We start from the raw sequence: 22,108 nt of genomic DNA, 5'->3' as shown, positions 1-22,108 counted from the left end.
GGAGGGATACGGCGGCGGCCAGCGCGGGGTTACGGTGAGGCCAGGATGCGGTAGTCGCTGGGGATGACGAAGCGCGCGGCGCCCAAATCACCCACCTGGATATCCGAGAGCGTGACGGTGCCGAAGAGGTCGGACGTCTCGCGGATGGGATACCCGAGCTCCTTGTCCATCCACTGCGTCACGGTGTCATGCGGCGCGTGGATGCGGTGCCAGCGCTCGGCGCGGCGGCCCGCCACCACCTCGTCGCCCTGGCGCGCGCAGTCCGTCTTCCGCTCGCCGCAGCCTCCGGGCAGGTGCAGGGGAAGGCCCAGGTCTCCGCGCTCCGGAAGCAGGTCGTAGGTGCGCTCGGCTCCGTCCAGGGCCACGCGCTCCAGCGTGCTCACGTCGTACAGGAGCGCCACCGCGGGCGTGCCATCGGCCGGCTCCAAGCGGATGCGCCCGCAGCGGGAGACGGAGACGCGGCTGCGAATCGTGCGCCCCTGGTTCTCGTACGAGGCGATGGCGGTGAAGTCCTTCGGATACACGGGCCGCGAGCACGTCGCGGACGCGAGCACCGACGTCCCGGGGACGCTCCGCGTGGGCGCCTCCCAGGCCCAGGCCATCCCCGAGACCACCAGCACTCCCGCCAGCCCCCCCACGCGCAGGACCTGGCGCGCCCCCCTGGGCATCTCCACCGCGGGAGCATGACCGAGCAGCCGCCGCACCCGCGACGCCAGGGGATGTCCCCCCGCGCCCAGCGCCAGCACGCCGCCCTCCTGGCGAAGCTCCTCCAACCCCAGCAGCGCCCCGGAGTACATCCGCGCGCTGCCACACAGGCTCACCGCCGCGTCGTCACAGCAGAACTCGCGCTCCATCCGCACCCGCTGGGACAACCAGCGCGCGGCCGGATGGAAGAAGAACACCACGTCCACCAGGCACTGCACGAAGTTGACGAAGGCATCGTGGCGGCGCACGTGGGCCAGCTCATGCGCCAGCACCGCCTCCAGCTGCGCCTCGGACAGCCGCGCCCTCACGCCACTGGGAAGCAACAGCAACGGACGCACCACCCCCAGCACCATGGGCGACGGCGCGAGCGCCGACTCCAGCACCCGCACCGGGCGCCGCAATCCCAGACGCTCCGCGACCCGCGACACCAATCCACTCACGTCGGAGGAGACCCGCGTCGCCGGCCGCACCAGCCTGCGTGCCGTCCGTTGCCAGCCCCGGGCCAGCCGCACCAATCCCACACAAGCCCCCAGCAGCCAGAGCCCGCCCAGCATCCAGGGCAGCTTCGCCGTCCAGGTACTCGCGGGCGCCGGCTCCTCGGCCACGGCGCTCGCCCGAGCCTCCGAGCCATCCACGGGAGACAGCTCGGGACGCGCCTGCTCCACGCCCGGGCCGCCCATCGTCCACACCCACTCCACGGGCGCGCCCCGCGAGGCCGTCATCCACAAGGTGGACAGGGGCGCGAGCACCACCAGCGCCAAACCCAGACATCCCACGACATAGCGAGCCCGCGCCGAGCGATGGCGCAGCAACCACCACGCCCCCGCCACGGCCAACACGACGACGCTCGTCTGCCACACCCCGTGCGCCAGCCAGCGCAGCAGGGCCTGCCCCCAGACCTCCAGCACCGTCGCGAGGCTCATGACTTGCCCCCCTTCCCCTCATCCAGCAGGCGGCGCAGGTCATCCAGCTCCTCCTTGGACGCGGGCTTGAGCGACAGCGCCTGCACCGCGAGCGCCCCCGACGCGCCTCCGAAGACGCGGTCCAGCAGGTCCTTCACCAACTGACGCTTGGTGCGGGCTTCCGCGACGCTCGCGGCATAGACGTGGCTGCGAGCACTCTCATCGCGGCTCACCAGTCCCTTGGCCGCCATGACCTGAAGCTGCTTCAGCGTCGTGGTGTAGCCGGCGCCCTTCCCGTCCTCGCGGCCCAGGGCCTCGTGAACATCCCGGACGGTGCTGGGGCCGCGCTTCCAGAGCACGCCCAGAATCGCGAGCTCCACCTCGGAGGGAATGGCATCCGTTGTCATGGCTTCAAACTACGATTCGAATCGTATGTTGTCAACGATTCGAATCGTACTTCACGCGGAGTCAGTTCATCCCAAGCGGTGTCGCAATGGAGTGCGGACCTCGGGAGTACGGCGTTACGGCAGGTGACTCGAGAGAGGTGAACCATGGCGAATCCACCTTCCATTGGAGGCAGTGGCGCAGCGGGGAAGCGCGCCGCGGAGGCAGCCCGCCGCGCCGAGGAGGCCCGCCAGCGCGACGAGGCCGCCGCCGCCGAGCCGTCGGAAGCCCCGCGCCCCGCCAGGCCCGCCCCCGCGTCGAGCTTCGAGGCCACCGGCAACCCCCAAGAGGAGCGCGCGAAGGTGCTGGGCACCCGCCCACGAGCCCAGGCGCGGCAGCCCCCCGCACCACAGCAGGCCCCGAAGAGCGCGGGGAGCGCGGGCCCCTCGGTCCCGTTCCGTGGCGCGAAGTTCCGGGTCCGGTCCACGGGCCCCCAGACGCGCGCGGGGCTGGCGCATCTGGCGCGCTGGAAGGAGACGGCGCACGGCCTTCATCCCGCGATGGAGCTGGAGGCGCGACGAATCCTCCTGGGCCAGGAAGGTGACGCCCCCAAGAGCTGGGGCGACACCGTGGGGAAGCTCCTCTCCGAGGACACCCCCGAATCCCGCGCGCGCTTCCAGGAGCACCTGCGACAGCTCGCGCCGGGACTCGCGACCCACATCCAGAGCCCGCTCGAGTTGATCAACGCCTACCGGGACGAGCTGGTCTCCGACGCCATCAACGACGCGGTCCACCAGGCCGAGCGCGCCTTCCCCCAGGAGCAGTTCACCGACGACTACCTTCGCGGTGTGCTCCACCGGGAGACGTCGAGCCAACGCAAGTCGGAGTGGACCAGCCCCCACGGCGCCACGTTCCGGGCACCGGGCAGCAAGAACCCCGCGTCCGACCTGGACATCAGCGTGGCCCTTGCGGCGACGCCCTCCCCTTCGAGCCGAGGAGACCTTCCGTCCGCCTACGCGACGCTGCTCCAGGCGTTCAATCGCTCCATCCAGGACCGGCTGGGCCTGCCCGCGAGCTTCCTGCTCGACGCCAACATGCTCGACGGCGTCTCGCGTCCCCAAGGCGCGGCGTGGGAGGCCATCGCGGCCCCGCTCAACGCACGCGAGCAGGTCTATACGCAGGCCGCCGCGCTGCTCTCCACCGAGCACGTCCAGGAACTGCTCCAGCGCGCGGGGCAGGCCGGAGTGTCCCTGGACCCCGAGGCCGTCGAGCTGGCGCGCCATGCACGCGAGGCCCTGAAGCACACCACCGAGCGCCTGCGACAGGAGCACCCGAGGCTCGACACGGCGACCCTCGCGAAGCTGGCGGGCACCGAGCTGTACATCGAGGCCCTGCACACCGTCGACGCCGCGATGGACGCGCGTCAGCGGCAACACGCGGCCCCCGAGGCGCTCCATCGGGCGAACATCCAGGTCCACGACGCCCAGATGCGCGCGTGGCTCTACGCCTCCGAGGCGTACACGTCGCTCTCCGCGTTCATCGACGTCGTCGAGAACGGACAGCGCGGCGACACCGTGCCGCTCTCACCCGCGCAGTACCGGGTGTCCGCGCAGGAGAATGCCTGGAACGCCCTCGAGCACCTGGGCGAGCGGGAGCCCACCCACGCCATCGACGCCTCCAAGTACCTGGACCGCGCGCTCAAGGCCCTGCACAAGGCCCAGCCCTCCCCTGGCTCCGCGCCCGCTCGCGCGCTGGAGGCCGTGCTGAAGGACACGGAGGGACTGGGCACGCTGCTCGCGCTGCGCAAGGCGGGCCGACACAGCGAGCCCACCCTGTCCGCGGACGTCTCCGCACAAGCGCGTCAGGCGCTCACGAAGCTCGAGCAGAAGCTGGGCACCGCGCTGCATGCGCTGGGTGAGCGCTCCACGGGAAACGCCCACGACCAGCTGATGACGCTCTGGCTCCACGCGCTGCCTCGCCCCGACTGAGCCCGGACGCCCTACCCCGCGGCCAGCTCCTCGTCGGGAGTCCCGGGCCCACGGGCCGCGATGCACTTGCAGAAGTCCAGCCGGCCCTGTCGCCCGTCCATGGTGACTTCCCAGCCGGAGAGACACCCGAGCTGATGCTTCCGCGCGAAGTCCGCCAGCTTGCGCTGGTGGTCCAGCGTGAACTCGCGGCCGTTGATGTGGCGGCCGAACATGGGACAGGCCCCCATGCGCCGCCAGACCTTCTCCGTGCCCCAGTGCGGAAAGGCGGCGGCGATGTGCGCGTGCATGCCTTCGAGCGCGTGGACACAGCAGTCGAACGCATCCCGGGGCGCCGCCAGCCCGAACTCCATCAACATGCCGTTGATGAGCGACGGCTCGATTCCCGCCGAGGCCAGCCTGCGCAGCAGTCGCACGCCTTCATCGTTGAAGCCCACCAGCGAGCCCGGCGCGCCATCCACCGGCAGCGAGTAGGAGAGCTTCAGCGTCGGGTACACGGCCAACAGTTGGGACATGGCCGAGACATGGCGCTCCAGCCCCTCCTCGTCGTGGAGGAAGCTGCTCTCGAAGGAGAAGTCGAGGTGCCGCACCTCGTAGTTGCGAAGCACCGCCGCGTAGCAGGCGACGAGCCGGGCCACGTCCGTCTCCTCCGCCTCCAGGGGCACTCCCGACGCCGTCCCGCCCAGGGACAGCACCACCTTCCCGCCCTGCTTGCGGAACTCCTGGAGGTCCTTCTTGCCGTAGTCGGAGACCGTCGCGTTCCCGCTGAAGGAGCGTCCATCCTCCGCGTCCACGACCAGGTCGTTGCCACCCCAGCACAGCGTCTTGTCGCCGCCTCGCCGCGCCGAGAGGAAGCCCAGGATGAAGCCGTCCAGCCGCGTCTCCCTCGCGAACCGGGCCACCTTGGGCGTGGGCCAGGCGGTGAAGTCCAGGAACGGGGCCTTCGACACGTCCCAGTCCCCCATGTCCGGCAGCGGAGGCCCCGTGCGCACCTTCACCCCGTCCGACGGCTTCGATGGATTGTCAGACACGTCGAACGCCACCACCGATATCCGGTACTCCGTCGCCGAGGCGAGTCCGGCAATCGTCACGCTCGGCCGCGCGGTGGTGAGCGTGTAGACCTCCCCGCCCTCACCCGCGGAGAACGACACGCGATAGCCCGCGACGGCGACGTTGTCGCGAGACGCATCCCAGTCCAGGGTGATGAGTCGAGAGCCCACCAGGCTGGCGCGCACACGTCTGGGCATGGAGGGAGGCTCGTGGTCCTCGGGCGGGTCCGCGGGTTTCCCGTTGACGGTGAACCGCGAGGGCAGCGGCCCCTGACTCTGTCCGGTTCCCTGCACCGACAGCCGGAACTCCCGGGAGGAGCGCGGTGGAATCACCTGGCGCTCGGGCACGAGATAGCCCGACACCGTGTCTCCCTTTCGCGTCCAGTCCAGGCCGTGATTGTTCAAGAGGACCTGCTTCGGCCCCACCTTGAACGAGATGTAGGGATTGACGACCGCCGCATCCGTCAGGTTCAGCAGGGTGACCTTGCAGGTCGACCACCACGGACTCCCACCTGGAACCCACTCCGGACGCGCCACCACCACCAGCGTGTTCTCCGCCATGCCACCAGTTGTGCCTGATGCGCGGCGAGCACAACATCGTCCAAGGGTTCCCCTTGCTTGTCGCTCTCGCGACACAGGTGGCGGCACCGTGGGGAGCCCCTGGACGATGGATTGTCACATGGAGGCAATTGTCACCCAATCATCAGGAGTGAGGCTCACGCCTGCGCGACATGGTCCCAGCGCCACATGAACGTCATGATGGTGCCGGACATGGAGCCCGTGGAGGTGTCGGCCGGCCGGGTGACATCATCCTTCTGGGGGATGCACCCGGTATGGGACACGTCTGGCTTGCTGGGAGGCGTGCCGGGGATGCTCGTGCCACCCTGGTTGGGGAAGCACCCGGAATCGAACAGGTCGGAGATGCTCGCGTTGCCGTTGACGCTGGCGCCATTGACGTTGGCGCCGTTGGCGCTCCCGTTCATGGAGAAGTCCACGGCGTCGAACCCGTCGCCGCTGCTGGCGACGACGTTCCCCGAGTTGCTCCCGGCATCGAAGCCGTCGGGCGCGTAAGGGCTCTTGTTGAGGGAAATCCCGACGCACCCCAGCGGGGAGCCAGGCCGCGTGCCGGACGCCGAGTTGGGCGACGTGCTGGACGTGGTGCTCGGCTTGGACGGGCCCGGCCCGGAGGTGGTGGTGCCGTTGACGTCCCGCGAGGCGCCCTGGAGGGCCTTCACCGGGTCGATGGCGTTGTTGAAGTTGTACCCGCCCTTGAGGTTCTTCCAGACCTCCATGTGGACGTGGTCGCTGGAGGTGCCCTTCCAGTCCGAGACCTTCGCGATGGTGTCACCGGCCTGCACCTTCTGGCCCACCTTCACCTTCGCGGGGTCCACGTGGCGGAAGACCCAGACCTTGCCGTCCTTGCCCTCCACCTTCACCGTGCCGCCGAAGACCTGACCCGATGAGCCCTTCGACTGCTTCACCTCGATGACCTTGCCGTCGACGGGCGCCCGGACGTTGGTGCCCGCCTTGGCGAACCAGTCGAGCCCGCCGTGGCGGAAGCCCCCCTTGCCATCCGGCATCCCTTCCTTCCCATCCGGCCGGCTGAAGCTCGGGTTGCTCTTCGGCAGCGGCTTGTCGAGCGGCGACACCAGCTTGGACTGGGGCTTCTCGGTGTTCCCCTTGTCGTGGTTGCACGTCTTGGTCGTGGTCGGCGTCGGGGTCCGGCAGATCTTCGGGGACATGGGCAATCTCCTTACAAGCGGGGTACGAATCCCACTACGTCAGGAGAAAAATCACGGTTACACACCTCCCCGCCCAATCCCCTACTCACGCACCGGGCGGGACTTTCGCGAGTGGATGAGGGGCGTCTCCAGGCCCCGGGTGACGACGACGTCCCGGTCCGCGTCGCGCTCGAGGGTGTCTCCGTGGAAGTGGAGCCCCGCCTCGCCCATGGACGGTTGCGCGGAGGCGCCTTGAGGGGACTCGGCCAGGTGCTTGATGTCGGCCAGTCCGCGCTCGAAGTCGCGGCCCATCATCTCGTCCATGCTGGCGAAGAGCTGGAGCACCTTGCCAGCGAAGGTGTTCTCTCCGGACATCACCCACGTCAGCGCCACGCCGCCGGGCACGGGCGTCAGCACGTACTCCGTGGTGTTGGTGGCGCGCATCGGCTCGGTGAAGTCGAGCCGGATTCGCACATAGGTGTTGGGCTGGCTCTCCACGATTTCCATCCGCCCGGAGCCCGTGCGCTCACCGCGCCATTCATAGACAGCCCCCACGCCTTCCGCGGAACCGGCGAAGGCCACCTGCTGCGTGGGCTCCAACTTCCACCACGGCGACCACTGCTCCCACCGACGAAAGTCGTTCACCAGTGAGAACACCACCTCCGCGGGCGCCTGGATGGTCGCGCTCCGTTCGACGCGAAACGTGTCCGGCCTGCGGCCGACGGCGAGCAGCAGGACGGCGATGGCGACCACGATGATTCCTGGCGTCTTCTTCATGAATGCTCCCGCGCGCGCGAGGACGGTTTGAAGCGTCCTCGAATGGACGGCGCACGTCGGTCCGACCGCGATTCGGGCCCCCCCGGGCCGTGGACCGAGCGCGAATTCGCCGCTCAGCAGCGGCGACGAACGAGAAAGGCACCGATCGACACGCGTTTCCCGAATTTCCCCTGCCTTTCCAAGTGCGCGGAAAGATTGGCGCTGGCGACTCGAGAAGGCACCCATTACAAGTGAATGGGTCATCTACCGCACCGGAGCGCATGAGAAAGACCCACCGACCCCTGACCACGTTGGCGTTGGCCCTGAGCCTTTTCACGGCGGCGTTGGAGGTCACCGTCGTGTCCACCGCGATGCCCACCGTGGTGGGCGAGCTGGGGGGCATCCAGAGCTATGCGTGGGTCTTCACCGCGTACCTGCTGGCCTCCACCATCACCGTGCCCATCTACGGCAAGTTGTCCGACTTGTACGGGCGCAAGCCCGTGCTGTTGTTTGGCATCGGGCTGTTCTGCCTGGGCTCCATCGCCAGTGGCCTGGCGATGTCGATGAACGCGCTCATCGCCTTCCGGATATTCCAAGGCGTGGGGGCCGGCGCCATCCAGCCCGTCGCGCTCACCATCATTGGAGACCTCTACACCATGGAGGAGCGAGGCCGCGTGCAGGGGGCCTTCAGCGCGGTGTGGGGCGTGGCGGGTCTGGTCGGCCCCGTCACCGGTGGGCTCATCGTGAAGTACCTGAGCTGGCACTGGATATTCTTCATCAATGTGCCGGTGGCGGTGTTGACCTTCGGGCTGCTCATCGCGTTCTTCCATGAGGAGGTCCAGCACAAGCCCCAGCAGTTGGACTACGCGGGCGCCGCGCTCCTGTGCGCGGGTGTGGTGGCGCTGCTCATCGGGGTGCAAGGGATTGGGATGAACCTGTGGGCGCTGCCGGTGGCGGCGGTGCTGCTGGCGGCCTTCGTCGCGGTGGAGAAGCGGGCCGCCGCGCCCGTCATCCCGATGACAATCTTCAAGTACCCCGCCATCGCCGTCTCCTCCATCGCCGGGGCGCTGTTCTCCGCGGCGATGTTCGGGGCCACCACGTACGTGCCGCTCTACGTCCAGGCCGTCCTGGGCAGCACGCCCACGGTGGCGGGCGGGATGATTACGCCCATGATTGTCGCCTGGCCGCTGGCGGCGCTGCTCGCCGGGAAGGTGATGCTGCGCACGGGCTTCCGGCCGCTCATTGTCGGAGGGCTGGGATTGACGGTGCTGGGCGCCACGGCGATGGCGTTCCTGCTCAAGCAGGGCGCGTCGCTGCTCGCGCTCCAGGTGGCGCTGGGGGTGTTCGGCGTGGGCCTGGGCTTTGCCTCCACGTCCTTGCTCATCGCGGTGCAGACGAGCGTGGGGTGGGAGCTGCGCGGAGTGGCCACGGCGAGCAACATGTTCTTCCGCACCATCGGCGGAGTGCTGGGCGTGGGGTTGATGGGAGGCGTCATGGTGTCCCAGCTCATGAAGGACCCCAGCATTCCCCTGTCGGCCACCAACGCCCTCTTGGGCCCGGAGCGAGGCCACGCCATTCCCCCGGAGGTGCTGGAGACCCTCAGCGGCGCGCTGACCACGGGGTTGACCATCAACTTCTGGCTCATCTGCGCCTTCACGCTGGCGGCCTTCATCTCCGGCTTGTTCTTCCCGCGCGTCCAGCGCACCGCCGGGCCGCCGGTGTCCACGAGCAGCGCCGCCGCGCCTCACTGAAGCAGCGGCACGGAGCGCGCCCACGCACGGGACGCGCTCCGTGGAGGAGCCCTGGGCTCAGTGGTGGTAGCCGGACGCCTCTTCGCGCGTCATGGGCGCGCTCACCGGGTGCCGCTTGAAGTGCTCGATGCACGCGATGAGGTCCGTCACCAGCAGCGTGGCCAGGTCCCGGCTGACGCCATGGCGCACGAGCACGCGCTGCACCACCATGTCGTGGATATCCGCCGGCATCGGGTACGCGGGCACCAGCCAGCCGCGCTCGCGCATGCGGTCGGCCAGGTCATAGAGCGTGAAGCCCGGGTTCGCGCCGTCCTTCATCTTCCAGCACACGCCCGGCACGCCGCCCCGGCCGTCGTAGACGATGTCGAAGGGGCCAATCTGCTCGATGGCCTTCGCGATGAAGTTCGCGGTGTCCGAGCACGACTGCTGCAAGCGCCGGTAGCCTTCCTTCCCCAGCCGGAGGAAGTTGTAGTACTGGATGACGATCTGCCCGCCTGGCCGCGAGAAGTTCAGCGCGAAGGTCGGCATGTCGCCGCCCAGGTAGTCGACGCGGAAGATGAGCTCCTCGGGCAGGTCCTCCTTGTCGCGCCACACCACCCAGCCGCAGCCCAGCGGGGTGAGGCCGAACTTGTGGCCGGAGGCGTTGATGGACTTCACGCGCGGCAGCGTGAAGTCCCAGACGACGTCCTGGTGGATGAAGGGCGCGAGGAAGCCGCCGCTGGCCGCGTCCACGTGCATGGGGATGTCCAGGCCGGTGCGCTTCTGGAGGTCATCCAGCGCGGCGGCAATCTCCTGCACGGGCTCGTAGATGAGGTTGAAGGTGATGCCCAGCGTGGGCACGACGCCGATGGTGTTCTCGTCGCAGCGCTTGAGCACCTCCTCGGGCGTCATCACCATGCGGCCCGGCGCGAGCGGCACCTGGCGCAGCTCCACGTCGAAGTAGCGCGCGAACTTGTGCCAGCAAATCTGCACCGGACCGCAGATGAGGTTGGGCTTGTCGGTGGACTTGCCCTCCGCCTTCCGCTTCGCGCGCCAGCGCCACTTGAGCGCCAGGCCCCCCAGCATGGCCGCCTCGCTGGAGCCCGTCGTGGAGCAGCCCATGGTGCTGGCCGCGTGAGGCGCGTGCCACAAGTCCGCGAGCATGTTCACGCACCGCGTCTCAATCTCCGCGGTCTGCGGGTACTCGTCCTTGTCGATCATGTTCTTGTCGAGGCACTCGTCCATGAGCTTGTGCACCTGAGGCTCGGACCAGGTCTGACAGAAGGTGGCCAGGTTCTGCCGCGAGTTGCCGTCGAGCAACAGCTCGTCGTGGACGACGGCATACGCATGGTCCGGACTGTGCTCCTCGTCGGGGATGCGGTACTTCGGCATCGGGACGGAGAGGTCCGGCGAGGCGTAGACGTCGTCGTTGAGGCGGTCTCGGACTTCCTCTTTGCCGTGCAGGGGCATGTTCATCTCCAAGCGTCGGTGACCTGGGTCTGGGCCACTCGGACGAGAGATGCATTCCCCTGTCGAACCGGGCCTCGTTCCCCGGAGAGGGGCGGGCCAGCGGGCAAGTCCTTGCTGCACCTGGAGGGCGCGGGTTGCCGCACGCACCCTCCAGGAGATTCAAACGCGCGGGCCTACTTCACGCCCACCGCGGACCAGCTCTCCAGCACCGTCTTCGCCTCGACGGAGTCCTTGCCGTACAGGTCCTGCGCGGCCTTGTACGTGGCCTCGCGGGCCTGGGTGAAGTTGGTGGTCGGCGTCATGTAGAAGCTCTGGGCGCGCGCGAAGATCTTCAGGCCCTTCTCGATGCCGATGCCCTGCTTCACCTCGTCGCCGGAGGTGCGGTTCTTGCCGCCCTCGGACAGCAGGTAGAAGGCGTTGTTCGGGATGCCCGAGTTGATGTGCACGCCGCCGTAGTCCTGCGTGCCCTTGTAGCGCTTGGAGTAGTGGTCCGGCGACATGCCGTCGCTGGGCGGGTTGCTCATGTCGCGCAGGCCGTCGGTGGGGTCGCCGTTGTTGGGCGTGTACGTGTCCTCGCCCACCGTCCAGTCGAACTTCACGGCGCCGTTCTTCTGGCTGGCGTACCACTCCACGCCCACGCCCATGATGTCGCTGAGCGACTCGTTGAGGGCACCGGACTCGTTGCGGTACTGGAGGCCCGCGGTGCGCTCGGTGAGGCCGTGGGTGATTTCGTGGCCGGCGATGTCCAGCGTGGTGAGCGAGCCGAACTGGTCGCCGTCACCGTCGCCGTAGTTCATCTTGTCGCCGTCCCAGAACGCGTTGGCGAAGTCCTTGCCCACGTGGACGTCGGAGATGAGCTTCTCGCCCTTGCCGTCGATGGAGTTGCGGCCGAGCACGTCCTTGTAGAAGTCGTACGTCGTCTGGGCGCCGTACTGCGCGTCCACCGCGTCCTTGTTGCGCGCGTCGTCGGTCGCCTCGCCCCAGACGTCGTTGTCGTCGGAGACGCCCTTGTTCGTCACCGAGTCCGTGTCCGGGTCGCGGTTGAGCGCATCGCGCGTCTCCACGCCGCCGCCCCGGCTCTTGTCCTCCAGCGAGTACGTGCCGTCCTTGTTCTTCGTGCTGCCGATCTCCACCTTGCCGCTGTACTGGGTGGTGTCGTTCACCTTGTCCGTCGCGGGCTCCGTCGACGGGTCCGTGGGCTTCTTGGACGGCTCCGTGGTGGTGAGCGAGGGCTTCTTCCCGTGGGCGTGGTCCGCGCCGTGGCCGTGCGACACGCCGCCCATCTGGTTGTACTTCTCCAGCATCTGCCCGGTCTGCGCGTCGACCAGGTAGTTCATGCGGCGCGGCTCCTTGCCCTGGCCCACGTCCGTCGTGTTCGCCATCTGCACGTGGTACGCGGCGCGGTACTGGCCGTCGGCCCCCTTGAAGATGACGCGCTCGGTGGTGGGCTCGCGGTCCGTCTTGCCCGCGAAGTCCTTCTGGGCCACGGCCAGCGCGTCCTGCGCGGACAGCTTCGTGGGGCTCTTGCCCAGGCCCGCGGGGATGGTCGCCACGTCACCCGTGACGCTGTCCACCTTGCCGGCCTTGTCCAGGTGGCTCACCACCTGCTCGCCAAAGACGCGGACGCCCTCGCTCATGCGGTCCATCCGCACGTGCGTCATGCCCAGGTCGTCCTTCTCCACCGCGCGCGGCGCGAAGTCCGCGCGGTTCACCACGGTGGAGCGGCCCGCCATCAACTGCGACACGGTGGGGGTGTTCTGCTGCTGGAGGAAGTCCACCGTCGTCTGGATGGCTTCCTTGCTGGCCGCGCTGTCCATGGCCACCGGGCCGGACTTCACGGGCGGCGTCAGCGGGGTGGCGGGCTTCGCCAGCGCGGGCTTCGCCTGCCCCTCGAACGAGGACCCCTGCGAGTACCCCACGGCCTTGTTCTCCACCTTGGCCGGCCGAGTGTCGGTGGAGCGCGTGACGGGAAGCTTCGGGGTTTCTGCGCGAATCTTCATGGTGGGGGCCCAAGGGAAGAAATTGCTTTCTTATTTTCGGCACCCACGAGTCACGGTTGTGTCTCGGCGGCAGAAAAGCGGCTCCGCTTCACGTCAGCGGAGCCAACCCCTTGGATTCACTGGACGGCGATGGACGCCGTGGATCACGCCGCGCGGAGCGGCCACGCCTGGGGACGGGGACCCGCCTCCCAGTTGTTGTAGCGCCCGTCCCAGTACTGGATGGTGAGCTTGGAGATGTCCACGTCGTCCAGGCAGCCGATGTTGATGGAGCGGAAGTCCCCGCCGAGCTCCTCCACGAAGCCCCCGCCGAAGACCTGGACGCCGCAGTGCTTGCAGAAGTTGCGGTAGTTGCGGCTGTCCCCCACGCGGTACTCGCCCAGCTCGCTCTCACCCTTGAGGATGCGGAAGCTGGCGGGCGGCGCCTGCGTCGTCGTCCCGCCCATCTTCGTGCAGACGGTGCAGTTGCAGCGGCTCACCGCCTCCTCGAGGTCCACCTCCGCCTCGAACCGCACCGCGCCACAGTGGCAGCCGCCAACGTACTTCTTGAGGGAGGAGGAGGTCTTCGGGGCCAGGTCGCTCATTTGGGTGTCTCCGGGGGTGAAGTGACTGAAGTGAGAGGGTTATCTCCCAGGGCAGTGACAGGTGTATGTCAGGTTTCCTTCAGGCCTGATTCCGCACGGGCGTCGCGGAGGAAGCCCACCAGCGCCACCTGGGCCTGACGCCGCTGTGCCGGGTCCTCCGAGTCCTGCCCCTGGTGAATCACCCAGGCGGTCACCATGGCCCGGGTCGCCGCCTTGGCTCGGGCCCAGGCCTCGGTCTCCCCGTCGGCTTCACCCGTGGTGATGGCGGCCCAGGTCTCCGCGAGGTCGCTGGCGGAGTCCGCGAAGGCGGCCGCGGCGGGCTTCTTCTGGAGAATCCACTGGTTGCGCAGGTCCCCCAGGCCCCCCGCGACGATATGGGCCTGCCGCGGGTGCACGCTGGAGCGGGCCTGGGCGAACAGTTCCGCGGCGGGCCGGGCGTCCTCGAGGCGGGCGGCGCAGAGGCTCAGCCACCGGGCGCAGGTCTGGAAGGCCAGGGGGTCGGGGAAGTGGGCCACCACCCACCCGAGCAGGGGGAAGAGGTGCTCGGCGTGCGCCCAGGCCGCCTCGGCGGAGTCGAAGGAGAGGTCGTTGGCCTGGAAGATGTCGAGGAGCCGCGCGCTGGGGGTCTCGGAGTCGGACATGGGGGAGGCTCTACGCTCCCTCCGCGTCCCCAGGCAACCCGCCCTCAGGCGCGGGAGCGGACGATGGCCCCCGGCGTCACACCGAGGACCCGGCGCATGTGCCGCGCCATGTGACTCTGGTGTGAGAACCCCGCCTCCAGCGCGACCTGGCCGGTGGGCACGCCGCCGCGCAGCAGGAGGGCGCGGGCGCGCTCCACCCGGCGCTGAATCACGTACTCGTGGACGGGCACACCCACGGAGCGCTTGAAGAGCGTCTTGAAGTGCGACGCGCTGACTCCGGCCACGCGGGACAGGCGCGTGAGGGACAGGTCTCCCTCCAGGTGGGCCTCCACGTACTCGGTGACCCGCTGGAGCTGCGGGGTGGCGAGCCCTCCGCGCACCTCCACCTGCCCCCGGTACCGGGCCAGCAGCCGGGCGGCCAGGGCCAGCCCCAGGCTCTCCCGATAGAGCAACCCGTTGGGGAAGTCCGCGCGGTACTCCGCCTCCATCGCCCAGCCGATGTGCTCGATGTGCTCGTCGCGGAAGTGGTGCTTGGGCTCCAGCCCGACCCGGTCCGGGTCCAGGCCCATGTCCTCGGCCGCCCGTTGGAGCAGGGAGTGAGGCAGCCGCAGGTCCACCGTCGCCCCCGCGTCGTCGTCTATCCACGTCTCCGACACGCCCGCGGGCACCAGGTTGAGCACGCCCCGCGTGCGGACATCCCGAGACAGCGAGGCTGGACAGGCCACCCGGACAGGGGCGCTCGAGTGGACGCTCAGGACATGGTCCGCGCTCGCCGCGTACAGCACGTCTCCCACGGGCGTCTCTCGCACCTCCACCCCCAGGGTGATTCGAGGCCGGCGCGACGGGTTCTCGCTCATGGCCGGACTATAGGAACGCCCGTCCATTTGTGCTCCCGAATCATCCAAGCGTGCGCGATTCGCGGGAGGGCCCCCGGTATTCCTTCGCCCACTTCGAAAGACGAGGTCGAACGAACACATGGGCACCAGCAACGCAGGCAGGTACGCAGGCAAGAAGGCAGTGGTCACGGGAGGAACGGCGGGCATCGGGCTCGCGACGGTGAAGATGTTGCTCGCGGAGGGGGCGGAGGTGCTCCTCACCGGGCGCGGAGAGAAGGCCCTGGAGGCGGCGCGAAAGGAGCTGGGCCCTCGCGCCCACGTGGTGCGCTCCGACTCGACGGACCTGCGCGACATCGACGCGCTGGCCACCACCGTCCAGCAGAAGCTGGGCGCGGTGGACCTGGTCGTCATCAACGCGGGCTACTCCAAGCTCACGCCCTTCGAGCAGGTGACGGAGAGCGAGTTCGATGAGACGTACAACCTCAACACCAAGGGCGCGTTCTTCACCGCGCAGCGCCTGACGCCGCACGTCCGCTCGGGCGGCGCGTTCGTCTTCATCACCTCGGTGGCGGATGAGCTGGGCGTGCCCGGGATGAGCACGTACAGCGGCTCCAAGGCGGCCATCCGCTCCCTCGTGCGGGTGCTGGGAACGGAGCTCATCCCCAAGGGCATCCGCGTGAATGCGCTGAGCCCGGGCTTCACCCGGACGCCGACGCTGGGAGTCACGGGCGCCACGCCCGAAGAGGTGGCGGCCTTCGAGAAGGAGGGCGAGGAGCACACGCCCATGAAGCGCATCGGCTCCACCGACGAGGTGGCCCGAGGCGTGCTGTTCCTCGGCTTCGAGGCGACGTTCACCACCGGCGCGGAGCTTCCCGTCGACGGCGGTCTCTCGCAGCTCTGATTCTCCCGGGCCCTCGCGGGGGCCCGGCTTCCTCAATCCCAAACACCGGAGCACTGCATATGAAGCCCACCCTCACTGTCATTGGCGCGGGGCGCATGGGGTCCGCGCTCATCAAGGCCTTCCTCCAGAGTGGTTACACGACGACGGTCTGGAATCGCACGAAGGCCAAGAGCGAGCCCCTGGCGAAGCTGGGAGCGCACCTCGCGGACACCGTGCGCGACGCGGTGAAGCGCTCGGACATCATCGTGGTGAACGTCCTCGACTACGACACCAGCGACCAGTTGCTGCGGCAGGACGAGGTGACGCGGGAGCTGCGTGGCAAGCTGCTGGTGCAGCTCACGTCCGGCTCCCCCGCCCTGGCGCGTGAGCAGGAGACGTGGGCGCGCCAGCACGGCATCGACTACCTGGACGGCGCCATCATGGCGACGCCGGACTTCATCGGGCAGGCGGAGTGCGCCCTGCTGTACTCGGGGTCCGCCGCGCTGTTCGAGAAGCACCGCGCCGTGCTGAACGTGCTGGGCGGCGCCACGTCCCACGTGGGCGAGGACGTGGGCCACGCGTCCGCGCTCGACAGCGCCCTGCTCTTCCAGATGTGGGGCACGCTGTTCGGCACGCTCCAGGCCCTGGCCATCAGCCGAGCAGAGGGAATCCCCCTGGAGAAGACGACGGCGTTCATCAAGCTGACGGAGCCCGTCACCCAGGGCGCCGTGGCGGACGTCCTCACCCGCGTCCAGCAGAACCGGCTCACCGCCGATGCACAGACCCTGGCGTCACTCGAGGCCCACAACGTGGCCTTCCAGCACCTGCTGGCCCTGTGCGAGGAGCGCAACATCCACCGAGGGGTCGCCGATGCCATGTACAGCGTCATCCGCGAGGCGGTGAAGGCGGGCCACGGCAAGGACGACTTCGCCATCCTCACCCGCTTCCTGAAGTGAAGCACCGTCGCCCCCGAGGTCCTGGAGCCCTTGCCGCTCACTCGAGGCGCGGCGGGGGCCTCTGTCTCGGCTGAAGAACTCCAGGCGCTGAAGCAGGCCCACCCCGACGGATGGGTCAGCTCCTGTCCCCCGCGTGTGCCAGAACTGGGAAGCCACTTCCCACGAGCGGGCACTCGCGAGCGAACCGGAGGATGACTCCCGTCTGGGCCGAGGGTGGCGCGGACCTTGCTCGGTAGCAGCGGCCACGCCTGCCCCGGAGCGCCCATGTCGGACGTCACCCAGGACCTACGCCTCTCGTTGAGGATGCTCTCCAGGTCCCCCGTGTTCACCGTCGTCGCGGTGCTCACCCTGGCGTTGGGCATCGCCGCCAACACCGCCATCTTCAGCGTCGTCAACGCGGTGCTGCTCTCCTCCCTGCCCTTCCCCGAGCAGGACCGGCTGGTGATGGCGTGGTCGCGGACACCGACGATGCCGCGCTGGTCCGTGGCCCCCGCGAACTTCCTCGACTGGCGCGCACAGGGCGACGTGTTCGATGGCTTGGCCGCCTTCTCCCAGCTCCACGTGAGCCTCTCCGGCGACGACCTGCCCGAGCGGCTGCGCGGCGCCAGCGTGTCCACCAACTACTTCCAGGTGCTGGGCGTGGGCGCGGCGCTGGGCACGACGTTCCAGCCCGTGGCCGGGGAGACGGGGCCTCGACAGGTGGTGGTGCTGAGCCACGGCTTGTGGAAGCGCCGCTTCGGCTCGGACCCGAACATCATCGGCCGCGCGATTCGGCTGGATGAGCGGAGCCATGAGGTCGTCGGGGTGATGCCGGAGCGCTTCACCCTGCCTGATATCGGCCCGCGCAAGACGACCCCCACCGAGCCTCCCGAGCTCTGGATTCCCGCGCCGCTCCACGACATCCCCCAGCTGGGCGCGAGCGCGGGCTTGGACCTCAGTCAGTCGCGCGACACGTCCTATCTGCGGGTGCTCGGGAGGCTGAAGCCGGGCGTGACGCTGGAGCGCGCGAGCGCGGCGATGAGCGCCGTCGCGCAGCGGCTGGAGCAGGAGTATCCGGCGAGCAACCTCCACTCCGGCATCACCCTGGTTCCGCTGCGGGAGCAGATTGTCGGCGATGTGCGGCCCGTGCTGTGGGTGCTGCTGGCGGCGGTGGGGCTGGTCATGGCCATCGCTTGCGCGAACGTGGCCAACCTCTTCCTGGTGCGCGCGGCGGCTCGGCGGCAGGAGATGGCCGTGCGCGCGGCGCTGGGCGCGGGCCGAGGGCGGATGATGCGCCAGCTCCTCACGGAGAGCCTGGTGCTCGCGCTGCTCGCGGGGGCCCTGGGCGTGTTCCTGGCCGCGTGGGGACTGGATGGGCTGATGCACCTGGTGCCCGCGGAGCTGCCTCGGCTGGACGAGGTCCGCGTGGATGGGCGGGTGCTGGCCTTCGCGTTGTGCGTGTCGTTGGCCACGGGGGTCCTCTTCGGCCTGCTGCCCGCGCTCCAGGCGTCGCGCCCGGACCTCAACGGGGTGTTGCGGCAGACGGGGGGCGGGAAGCTCGCTGGAGGGCAGCGCTCGCGTGATGTGCTCGTCGTGGGCGAGGTGGCGCTCGCGCTGGTGCTGCTCATCGGCGCGGGGCTGCTGCTGCGCACGCTGTGGCGATTGCAGGAGGTGGACCCGGGCTTCCGCGAGGAGTCCGTGCTGACGTGGTCCTTGTCGCTGCCGGGTGACAAGTACCCGGACGAGGCGCGGCAAGGGGCCTTCTTCCAGCAGGTGGCGGAGCGCGTGGCGTCGCTGCCCGGCGTGAGGAGCGCGGGCGCGGCGACGGACCTGCCCTTGGGAGGCGCCAACATCTGGTTCGAGGTGGAGGTGGAAGGACGCGCGCCGCCGTCTCCGGAGGAGAGCGCGAACGTGGGCTTCCAGGTGGTCACCTCCGGCTACTTCCAATCCCTGGGCATCCCGGTGCGGCGGGGGCGCGAGGTGACGGTCCTGGACACGCGGGCAACACAGCCCGTGGTGGTGCTCAACGAGTCGGCCGCGCGGCGGTTCTTCCCGGAGGGCGAGGCGGTGGGCCAGCGCCTGCGGCTGGGCGACTCCAGCACGCCCTGGCTCACGGTGGTGGGCGTGGTGGGTGACACGCGCTACGACGGGCCGGACAAGGACGTGCGTCCAGAGGCGTATGTGCCGGCGCTCCAGCGCTCGCTCTTCTTCATGTCCTTCGCGGCGCGCACGGAGTTGGAGCCGCTGGCGCTCGCGGGCTCGGTGCGCGCGGCGGTGGCGGCATTGGACAAGGACCTGCCGTTGAGCGCGCTGCGGACGATGGAGCAGCGCGTGGATGCAGCCACGGCGCGTCCACGCTTCGTGTCCCTGTTGGTGGCGGTGTTCGCGCTGCTGTCGCTGCTCTTGGCGGGCGTGGGCCTGTCGGGCGTCATGGCCTATTCGGCGCGTCAGCGGACGCGGGAGATTGGCATCCGCATGGCACTGGGGGCGCGCCCCGGGGACGTGTTGCGCATGGTGCTGGGACAGGGGATGCGGCTGGCGCTGGCGGGCGTGGTGCTGGGACTGCTCGGGGCCTGGGGGATGACGCGTGTGCTGTCCAGCCTGCTGTTCGGTGTCAGCGCGACGGACCCCGTGGTCTTCGGCTCCCTGTCGGTGCTGGTAGCGGGAGTCGCGCTGCTCGCGACGTGGCTTCCCGCGCATCGGGCCACCCGGGTCGACCCACAGGTGGCCCTGCGCGGCGAGTAGCGCCTGGACGGCTCACTTCGCGAGGATGGCGTTCCCCACGGCGCGCACGTCCTCCAGGTCCAGGTCCTCGCGGCGGACGACTTCACACACGCGGGTGAACCACGCCTCGAAGCTGGCGAACGCGGGCGTCGGAGGGTTGTTCGGGTCCAGCCACTCGCCCGAGTCCACGTAGTGACCCGTCAGCGTCTCGAAGTCGTTGTCTTCCATGAAGACAGGCAGCTCACCGTTCTTCGGTGGGGTGCGCGTGTAGAAGCACCAGCGAGCGGCCTCGCTGCCCAGATGCGCGTCCGCGAAGGCGATGAGGTCCGTGGTGGTGATGTCCCCCTGGTCGTCTCCCACGTCCGTCCCCGCCGGAACCCACGAGGCCGTGAGCGAGTCGAGCGTGGGCGCCCAGACATGGAACGGGCGATAGGTCTCCCAGTTCGTCCCGTCCGGCTGGTGCTCCAGCCGCACCTCGCGGTGCAGCAGCAGGAACTCGCGGTAGCTGGCGGGGACCGGGAAGGCTTCCTCGACGAACGGCGTGGGCAGCTCCCACTCGTAGGTGGACAACAGGCCAGGCAGCGCATCCACCTCCGCCGGCGAGAGCGGTGCCTCTCGAACCAATCGCCAGCCCCGAGCCCGAGCCCAGGAGTCCATCGCGTCCAACAGTGCCTTCAGGTCTTCTCGCCAGGTCGCGCTCGCCATGTACCGTCCCGTTTATCCGGCGGTGCGGTGGGCGGGAAGAGCCTCCTGGACGGCTTCGTCACCAAGCTCCGAGAGGAGTGCCCCAGTCTGTACCGCACCGGATTGTTGAGACACCAGGGTGGTAGTAATCGGGCTGCCCGCATCAGCTCTTGCCGAGCCCGACTCGGTGAGAGGAAGTTGTGACGCTCCCATAGCCAGTGCTCGTCGTAACGGTGGCACCACTCCAGCAGGGCTCGATCCGGCGGCCTGAGCCCCTGGGAGAACGTGGGTGGGGCGCAAGGTTCAGGTTGAGCCTGGGCTACTCGTAGACCCGAGCTGCCGTGAGGATCTCTGCCAACGTTCTCCACTCGGGTTGGGGCGGAACGACTTCACCCCTGTTGACGTAGTAGCCGTCCATGTCCTCGATCCAGGCGCTCATCGCATCAAGGAATGAACCGAGATCAGCGTTCTCCCATGCCTCTGGTTGCTGCTTGAGGTCTTTGGCGAGGCTTCGCACGAACTGGGCAAGATCTTCACGGCTGCGAATCGCTCGTGGATCGGCTGTACTCATTGCCCCCTCACTCGGATGGACTCCTCCGCCGCAGGATTTCTTGAGACACCTCTCTCGGGATAGCCGCCCCTCGTGAGGTTGATGTGAAGAAGAAGCAACAGCAGGACAGGTCGGCGGAGCGCGGTCGGTTCTCGGCGAAGTGGAAGAAGGAAGCCGTCCTCCGTCTGCGAGAGCGGGGCCTCTCGAACCAATCGCCCCCCGCTCCCGGGCCCAGGAATCCAACGCGTCCAACAGCGCCTTCAAGTCCACTCGTCAGGTCGCGCGATCCATGACGCCCATGTAGCGCGGAGACACGGCCCTCGGAAAGCGCCTCACCTCGCCATGCTGGCGAGCGAGGCCGTGCCACAAAGAGGCGGCACGATGCTCTGCATGGAGACTTGAGATGGAGACAACACGCGAAGCCGGTGACGACGTACGAACGCAAAAGCAGCAGGCGCACCAGGTGCTGGAGCATCCGGAAACGGCGGCTCCCGCTCTCCGCGTCTCGTCTCAATGGCTTCGCATCTGGGCGTACCCCGCCTTGAGAGGCAACCCACGCGTATGGCTGCTCTGGAACGCCGGGCGGAGACAGGACGACACGTTCCCCAGGGTCCGGCGCGTTGTCTGGGCACGTGAACCTGGGGAAGCTACAGCCGCGCCCCGGCTCCTGGTCACCGATGCGGACGTCCCCCATGAGGCCTGGCAGCAGCTCCTCATGGAAGCGGAAGGCTTGCACATGCCCGCCCTCCACTTCGGAAAACCCAGGATAGGGACCGACGGAGTCTCCTATGGCGTCGAGCTGAGGAACTTCGCGCGGCACATGCGCTTTGAGTGGTGGTGGAAGCCGCCCGAAGGGTGGGAGGAACTCGCGGATTGGGTCGCGAGAGCCACCCGCCTGTTCGAGACGAGCCTCGAAGCCACGAATCCTGGCGGCGGGCCATGAAGCGGTGGCCCGCGAGCCCCCCTCCGCTCCGCGACCGGCTCGAAGTCGCCCTTACGGCGTCTCCGCGAGCGCGTAGTCGAACTCGTAGGTGTGCTTCCCCTGCGCGTCGATGTGAATCATCATCGTGCCCGTCAGCCCCTTGAGTTCATCGGTGCCCGAGTCCGGCACCACGGTGATGACGAGCGTGGGAACACCCCGCGCCATCAGCCCCGAGTGCTGGATGACGAAGCTGCCCTTGCGCCCCTGCAACGTGCCCGTGACGCGCTCCAGCGCGACATAGCCCCCGGACGCGTTCTCATCCATCGTCGCGAGCATCTGCCCCGAGCCCGTCCCCTCCAGCTCCCCGTGGTACTTCTTGTCGATGGACATCCGGCCCACCGGGTACGCCAGCGGCTCCGCGTCCGGGGCCATCGGCTTCACCTTGACGTCAAAGGGGCCCTTCACGTGCTTCGTCATGTTCGTCTCACTCCGAGTCTCTGAGGGAACCACCGCCCGGCTCCCCGCGCATCCCTGAAACAGCACGGCGCCCAGCGCCCATGCCAGCCACTTCGTCCCCGCATTCATCATGGGTGCAGCCCTCATCCAAGTGGCCCGTCAGATACGCGAGCGCACGCGGGGCGGATTGCAAAAAC

Annotated in this window: 18 protein-coding genes; 5 read left to right on the top strand and 13 right to left on the bottom strand. The window is 68.8% G+C overall.

From position 1 onward, the window contains the following. Nucleotides 1–29 precede the first annotated feature (29 nt). Both MYSTI_RS08795 and MYSTI_RS08790 read right to left on the bottom strand, forming a co-directional pair. Nucleotides 30–1,628, bottom strand: a complete 1,599-nt coding sequence (locus tag MYSTI_RS08795; RefSeq protein WP_015347374.1) for a M56 family metallopeptidase — start codon at nucleotides 1,626–1,628, stop codon at nucleotides 30–32. After that, complete coding sequence (locus MYSTI_RS08790; protein ID WP_015347373.1) at nucleotides 1,625–2,014, bottom strand: BlaI/MecI/CopY family transcriptional regulator; 390 nt, start codon at nucleotides 2,012–2,014, stop codon at nucleotides 1,625–1,627. Before MYSTI_RS08790 ends, MYSTI_RS08795 begins: the two co-directional genes overlap by 4 nt. Before the next feature lie 144 nt (nucleotides 2,015–2,158). Here MYSTI_RS08790 and MYSTI_RS08785 point away from each other — a divergent pair, with 144 nt between their 5' ends. After that, on the top strand, nucleotides 2,159–3,979 hold the full coding sequence (locus tag MYSTI_RS08785; protein ID WP_015347372.1) for a hypothetical protein: 1,821 nt from the start codon (nucleotides 2,159–2,161) through the stop codon (nucleotides 3,977–3,979). A gap of 11 nt (nucleotides 3,980–3,990) precedes the next feature. Here MYSTI_RS08785 and MYSTI_RS40530 read toward each other — a convergent pair whose 3' ends face one another. The 3 genes from MYSTI_RS40530 to MYSTI_RS08770 form a co-directional block, all read right to left on the bottom strand. Next, nucleotides 3,991–5,586, bottom strand: coding sequence for a fibronectin type III domain-containing protein (locus MYSTI_RS40530; RefSeq protein WP_015347371.1), 1,596 nt, complete (start codon nucleotides 5,584–5,586; stop codon nucleotides 3,991–3,993). A 155-nt stretch (nucleotides 5,587–5,741) separates the two neighbouring features. After that, nucleotides 5,742–6,767: a M23 family metallopeptidase gene (locus tag MYSTI_RS40525; protein ID WP_015347370.1), complete on the bottom strand. Its 1,026-nt coding sequence runs from the start codon at nucleotides 6,765–6,767 to the stop codon at nucleotides 5,742–5,744. 81 nt (nucleotides 6,768–6,848) lie between these two features. Then, the gene (locus tag MYSTI_RS08770; RefSeq protein ID WP_015347369.1) at nucleotides 6,849–7,523 is read right to left on the bottom strand and encodes an SRPBCC family protein; all 675 of its coding nucleotides are present in this window, start codon (nucleotides 7,521–7,523) and stop codon (nucleotides 6,849–6,851) included. Between the two features lie 260 nt (nucleotides 7,524–7,783). Between MYSTI_RS08770 and MYSTI_RS08765 the strand changes: the two genes are divergently transcribed. Further along, nucleotides 7,784–9,253, top strand: coding sequence for an MDR family MFS transporter (locus tag MYSTI_RS08765; protein ID WP_015347368.1), 1,470 nt, complete (start codon nucleotides 7,784–7,786; stop codon nucleotides 9,251–9,253). Nucleotides 9,254–9,310: 57 nt separating this feature from the next. On the opposite strand, the gene gad is transcribed toward MYSTI_RS08765, so the two are convergent. The 5 genes from gad to MYSTI_RS08740 all read right to left on the bottom strand — a co-directional run bounded on the left by gad (nucleotide 9,311) and on the right by MYSTI_RS08740 (nucleotide 14,781). Then, the gene (gene gad, locus MYSTI_RS08760) at nucleotides 9,311–10,702 is read right to left on the bottom strand and encodes a glutamate decarboxylase (protein ID WP_015347367.1); all 1,392 of its coding nucleotides are present in this window, start codon (nucleotides 10,700–10,702) and stop codon (nucleotides 9,311–9,313) included. A 173-nt stretch (nucleotides 10,703–10,875) separates the two neighbouring features. Continuing rightward, nucleotides 10,876–12,702 carry a M4 family metallopeptidase gene (locus MYSTI_RS08755; protein WP_015347366.1) on the bottom strand — a complete coding sequence of 609 codons (1,827 nt, stop codon included), beginning with the start codon at nucleotides 12,700–12,702 and terminating at the stop codon, nucleotides 10,876–10,878. A gap of 143 nt (nucleotides 12,703–12,845) precedes the next feature. Beyond that, nucleotides 12,846–13,283, bottom strand: coding sequence for a GFA family protein (locus MYSTI_RS08750; protein ID WP_015347365.1), 438 nt, complete (start codon nucleotides 13,281–13,283; stop codon nucleotides 12,846–12,848). A gap of 68 nt (nucleotides 13,284–13,351) precedes the next feature. After that, nucleotides 13,352–13,924 carry a hypothetical protein gene (locus MYSTI_RS08745; protein ID WP_015347364.1) on the bottom strand — a complete coding sequence of 191 codons (573 nt, stop codon included), beginning with the start codon at nucleotides 13,922–13,924 and terminating at the stop codon, nucleotides 13,352–13,354. A gap of 44 nt (nucleotides 13,925–13,968) precedes the next feature. Next, nucleotides 13,969–14,781, bottom strand: coding sequence for an AraC family transcriptional regulator (locus MYSTI_RS08740; RefSeq protein WP_144370023.1), 813 nt, complete (start codon nucleotides 14,779–14,781; stop codon nucleotides 13,969–13,971). 118 nt (nucleotides 14,782–14,899) lie between these two features. Between MYSTI_RS08740 and MYSTI_RS08735 the strand changes: the two genes are divergently transcribed. The 3 genes from MYSTI_RS08735 (at nucleotide 14,900) to MYSTI_RS08725 (ending at nucleotide 19,320) form a co-directional block, all read left to right on the top strand. After that, nucleotides 14,900–15,661: an SDR family oxidoreductase gene (locus MYSTI_RS08735; RefSeq protein ID WP_015347362.1), complete on the top strand. Its 762-nt coding sequence runs from the start codon at nucleotides 14,900–14,902 to the stop codon at nucleotides 15,659–15,661. 59 nt (nucleotides 15,662–15,720) lie between these two features. Beyond that, nucleotides 15,721–16,596 carry an NAD(P)-dependent oxidoreductase gene (locus MYSTI_RS08730; RefSeq protein ID WP_015347361.1) on the top strand — a complete coding sequence of 292 codons (876 nt, stop codon included), beginning with the start codon at nucleotides 15,721–15,723 and terminating at the stop codon, nucleotides 16,594–16,596. Nucleotides 16,597–16,860: 264 nt separating this feature from the next. After that, nucleotides 16,861–19,320 carry an ABC transporter permease gene (locus tag MYSTI_RS08725; RefSeq protein WP_015347360.1) on the top strand — a complete coding sequence of 820 codons (2,460 nt, stop codon included), beginning with the start codon at nucleotides 16,861–16,863 and terminating at the stop codon, nucleotides 19,318–19,320. Between the two features lie 12 nt (nucleotides 19,321–19,332). On the opposite strand, the gene MYSTI_RS08720 is transcribed toward MYSTI_RS08725, so the two are convergent. The 3 genes from MYSTI_RS08720 to MYSTI_RS08705 all read right to left on the bottom strand — a co-directional run bounded on the left by MYSTI_RS08720 (nucleotide 19,333) and on the right by MYSTI_RS08705 (nucleotide 21,932). Next, nucleotides 19,333–20,004 (bottom strand): SMI1/KNR4 family protein, encoded by a 672-nt coding sequence (locus MYSTI_RS08720; protein ID WP_015347359.1) that lies wholly within the window; start codon nucleotides 20,002–20,004, stop codon nucleotides 19,333–19,335. Nucleotides 20,005–20,302: 298 nt separating this feature from the next. Then, nucleotides 20,303–20,554 (bottom strand): DUF7660 family protein, encoded by a 252-nt coding sequence (locus MYSTI_RS08715; RefSeq protein ID WP_015347358.1) that lies wholly within the window; start codon nucleotides 20,552–20,554, stop codon nucleotides 20,303–20,305. 973 nt (nucleotides 20,555–21,527) lie between these two features. Continuing rightward, nucleotides 21,528–21,932: a DUF3224 domain-containing protein gene (locus MYSTI_RS08705; protein ID WP_044283426.1), complete on the bottom strand. Its 405-nt coding sequence runs from the start codon at nucleotides 21,930–21,932 to the stop codon at nucleotides 21,528–21,530. Nucleotides 21,933–22,108 lie beyond the last annotated feature (176 nt).

This window comes from Myxococcus stipitatus DSM 14675 (genome assembly GCF_000331735.1).
GTDB lineage: Bacteria > Myxococcota > Myxococcia > Myxococcales > Myxococcaceae > Myxococcus > Myxococcus stipitatus.
The sequence above is the reverse complement of the archived record's forward strand: the minus strand, read 5'-3'. Positions and strand labels throughout refer to the sequence as shown.

Bases quoted from the DNA above. Each gene is read 5' to 3' on its own strand.
- MYSTI_RS08795 (WP_015347374.1), bottom strand. From the start codon at position 1,628: ATGAGCCTCGCGACGGTGCTGGAGGTCTGGGGGCAGGCCCTGCTGCGC.
- gad (WP_015347367.1), bottom strand. From the start codon at position 10,702: ATGCCCCTGCACGGCAAAGAGGAAGTCCGAGACCGCCTCAACGACGAC.
- MYSTI_RS08735 (WP_015347362.1), top strand. From the start codon at position 14,900: ATGGGCACCAGCAACGCAGGCAGGTACGCAGGCAAGAAGGCAGTGGTC.
- MYSTI_RS40530 (WP_015347371.1), bottom strand. From the start codon at position 5,586: ATGGCGGAGAACACGCTGGTGGTGGTGGCGCGTCCGGAGTGGGTTCCA.
- MYSTI_RS08770 (WP_015347369.1), bottom strand. From the start codon at position 7,523: ATGAAGAAGACGCCAGGAATCATCGTGGTCGCCATCGCCGTCCTGCTG.
- MYSTI_RS08755 (WP_015347366.1), bottom strand. From the start codon at position 12,702: ATGAAGATTCGCGCAGAAACCCCGAAGCTTCCCGTCACGCGCTCCACC.
- MYSTI_RS08715 (WP_015347358.1), bottom strand. From the start codon at position 20,554: ATGAGTACAGCCGATCCACGAGCGATTCGCAGCCGTGAAGATCTTGCC.
- MYSTI_RS08750 (WP_015347365.1), bottom strand. From the start codon at position 13,283: ATGAGCGACCTGGCCCCGAAGACCTCCTCCTCCCTCAAGAAGTACGTT.
- MYSTI_RS08705 (WP_044283426.1), bottom strand. From the start codon at position 21,932: ATGACGAAGCACGTGAAGGGCCCCTTTGACGTCAAGGTGAAGCCGATG.
- MYSTI_RS08725 (WP_015347360.1), top strand. From the start codon at position 16,861: ATGTCGGACGTCACCCAGGACCTACGCCTCTCGTTGAGGATGCTCTCC.
- MYSTI_RS08785 (WP_015347372.1), top strand. From the start codon at position 2,159: ATGGCGAATCCACCTTCCATTGGAGGCAGTGGCGCAGCGGGGAAGCGC.
- MYSTI_RS08765 (WP_015347368.1), top strand. From the start codon at position 7,784: ATGAGAAAGACCCACCGACCCCTGACCACGTTGGCGTTGGCCCTGAGC.
- MYSTI_RS08790 (WP_015347373.1), bottom strand. From the start codon at position 2,014: ATGACAACGGATGCCATTCCCTCCGAGGTGGAGCTCGCGATTCTGGGC.
- MYSTI_RS40525 (WP_015347370.1), bottom strand. From the start codon at position 6,767: ATGTCCCCGAAGATCTGCCGGACCCCGACGCCGACCACGACCAAGACG.
- MYSTI_RS08745 (WP_015347364.1), bottom strand. From the start codon at position 13,924: ATGTCCGACTCCGAGACCCCCAGCGCGCGGCTCCTCGACATCTTCCAG.
- MYSTI_RS08720 (WP_015347359.1), bottom strand. From the start codon at position 20,004: ATGGCGAGCGCGACCTGGCGAGAAGACCTGAAGGCACTGTTGGACGCG.
- MYSTI_RS08730 (WP_015347361.1), top strand. From the start codon at position 15,721: ATGAAGCCCACCCTCACTGTCATTGGCGCGGGGCGCATGGGGTCCGCG.
- MYSTI_RS08740 (WP_144370023.1), bottom strand. From the start codon at position 14,781: ATGAGCGAGAACCCGTCGCGCCGGCCTCGAATCACCCTGGGGGTGGAG.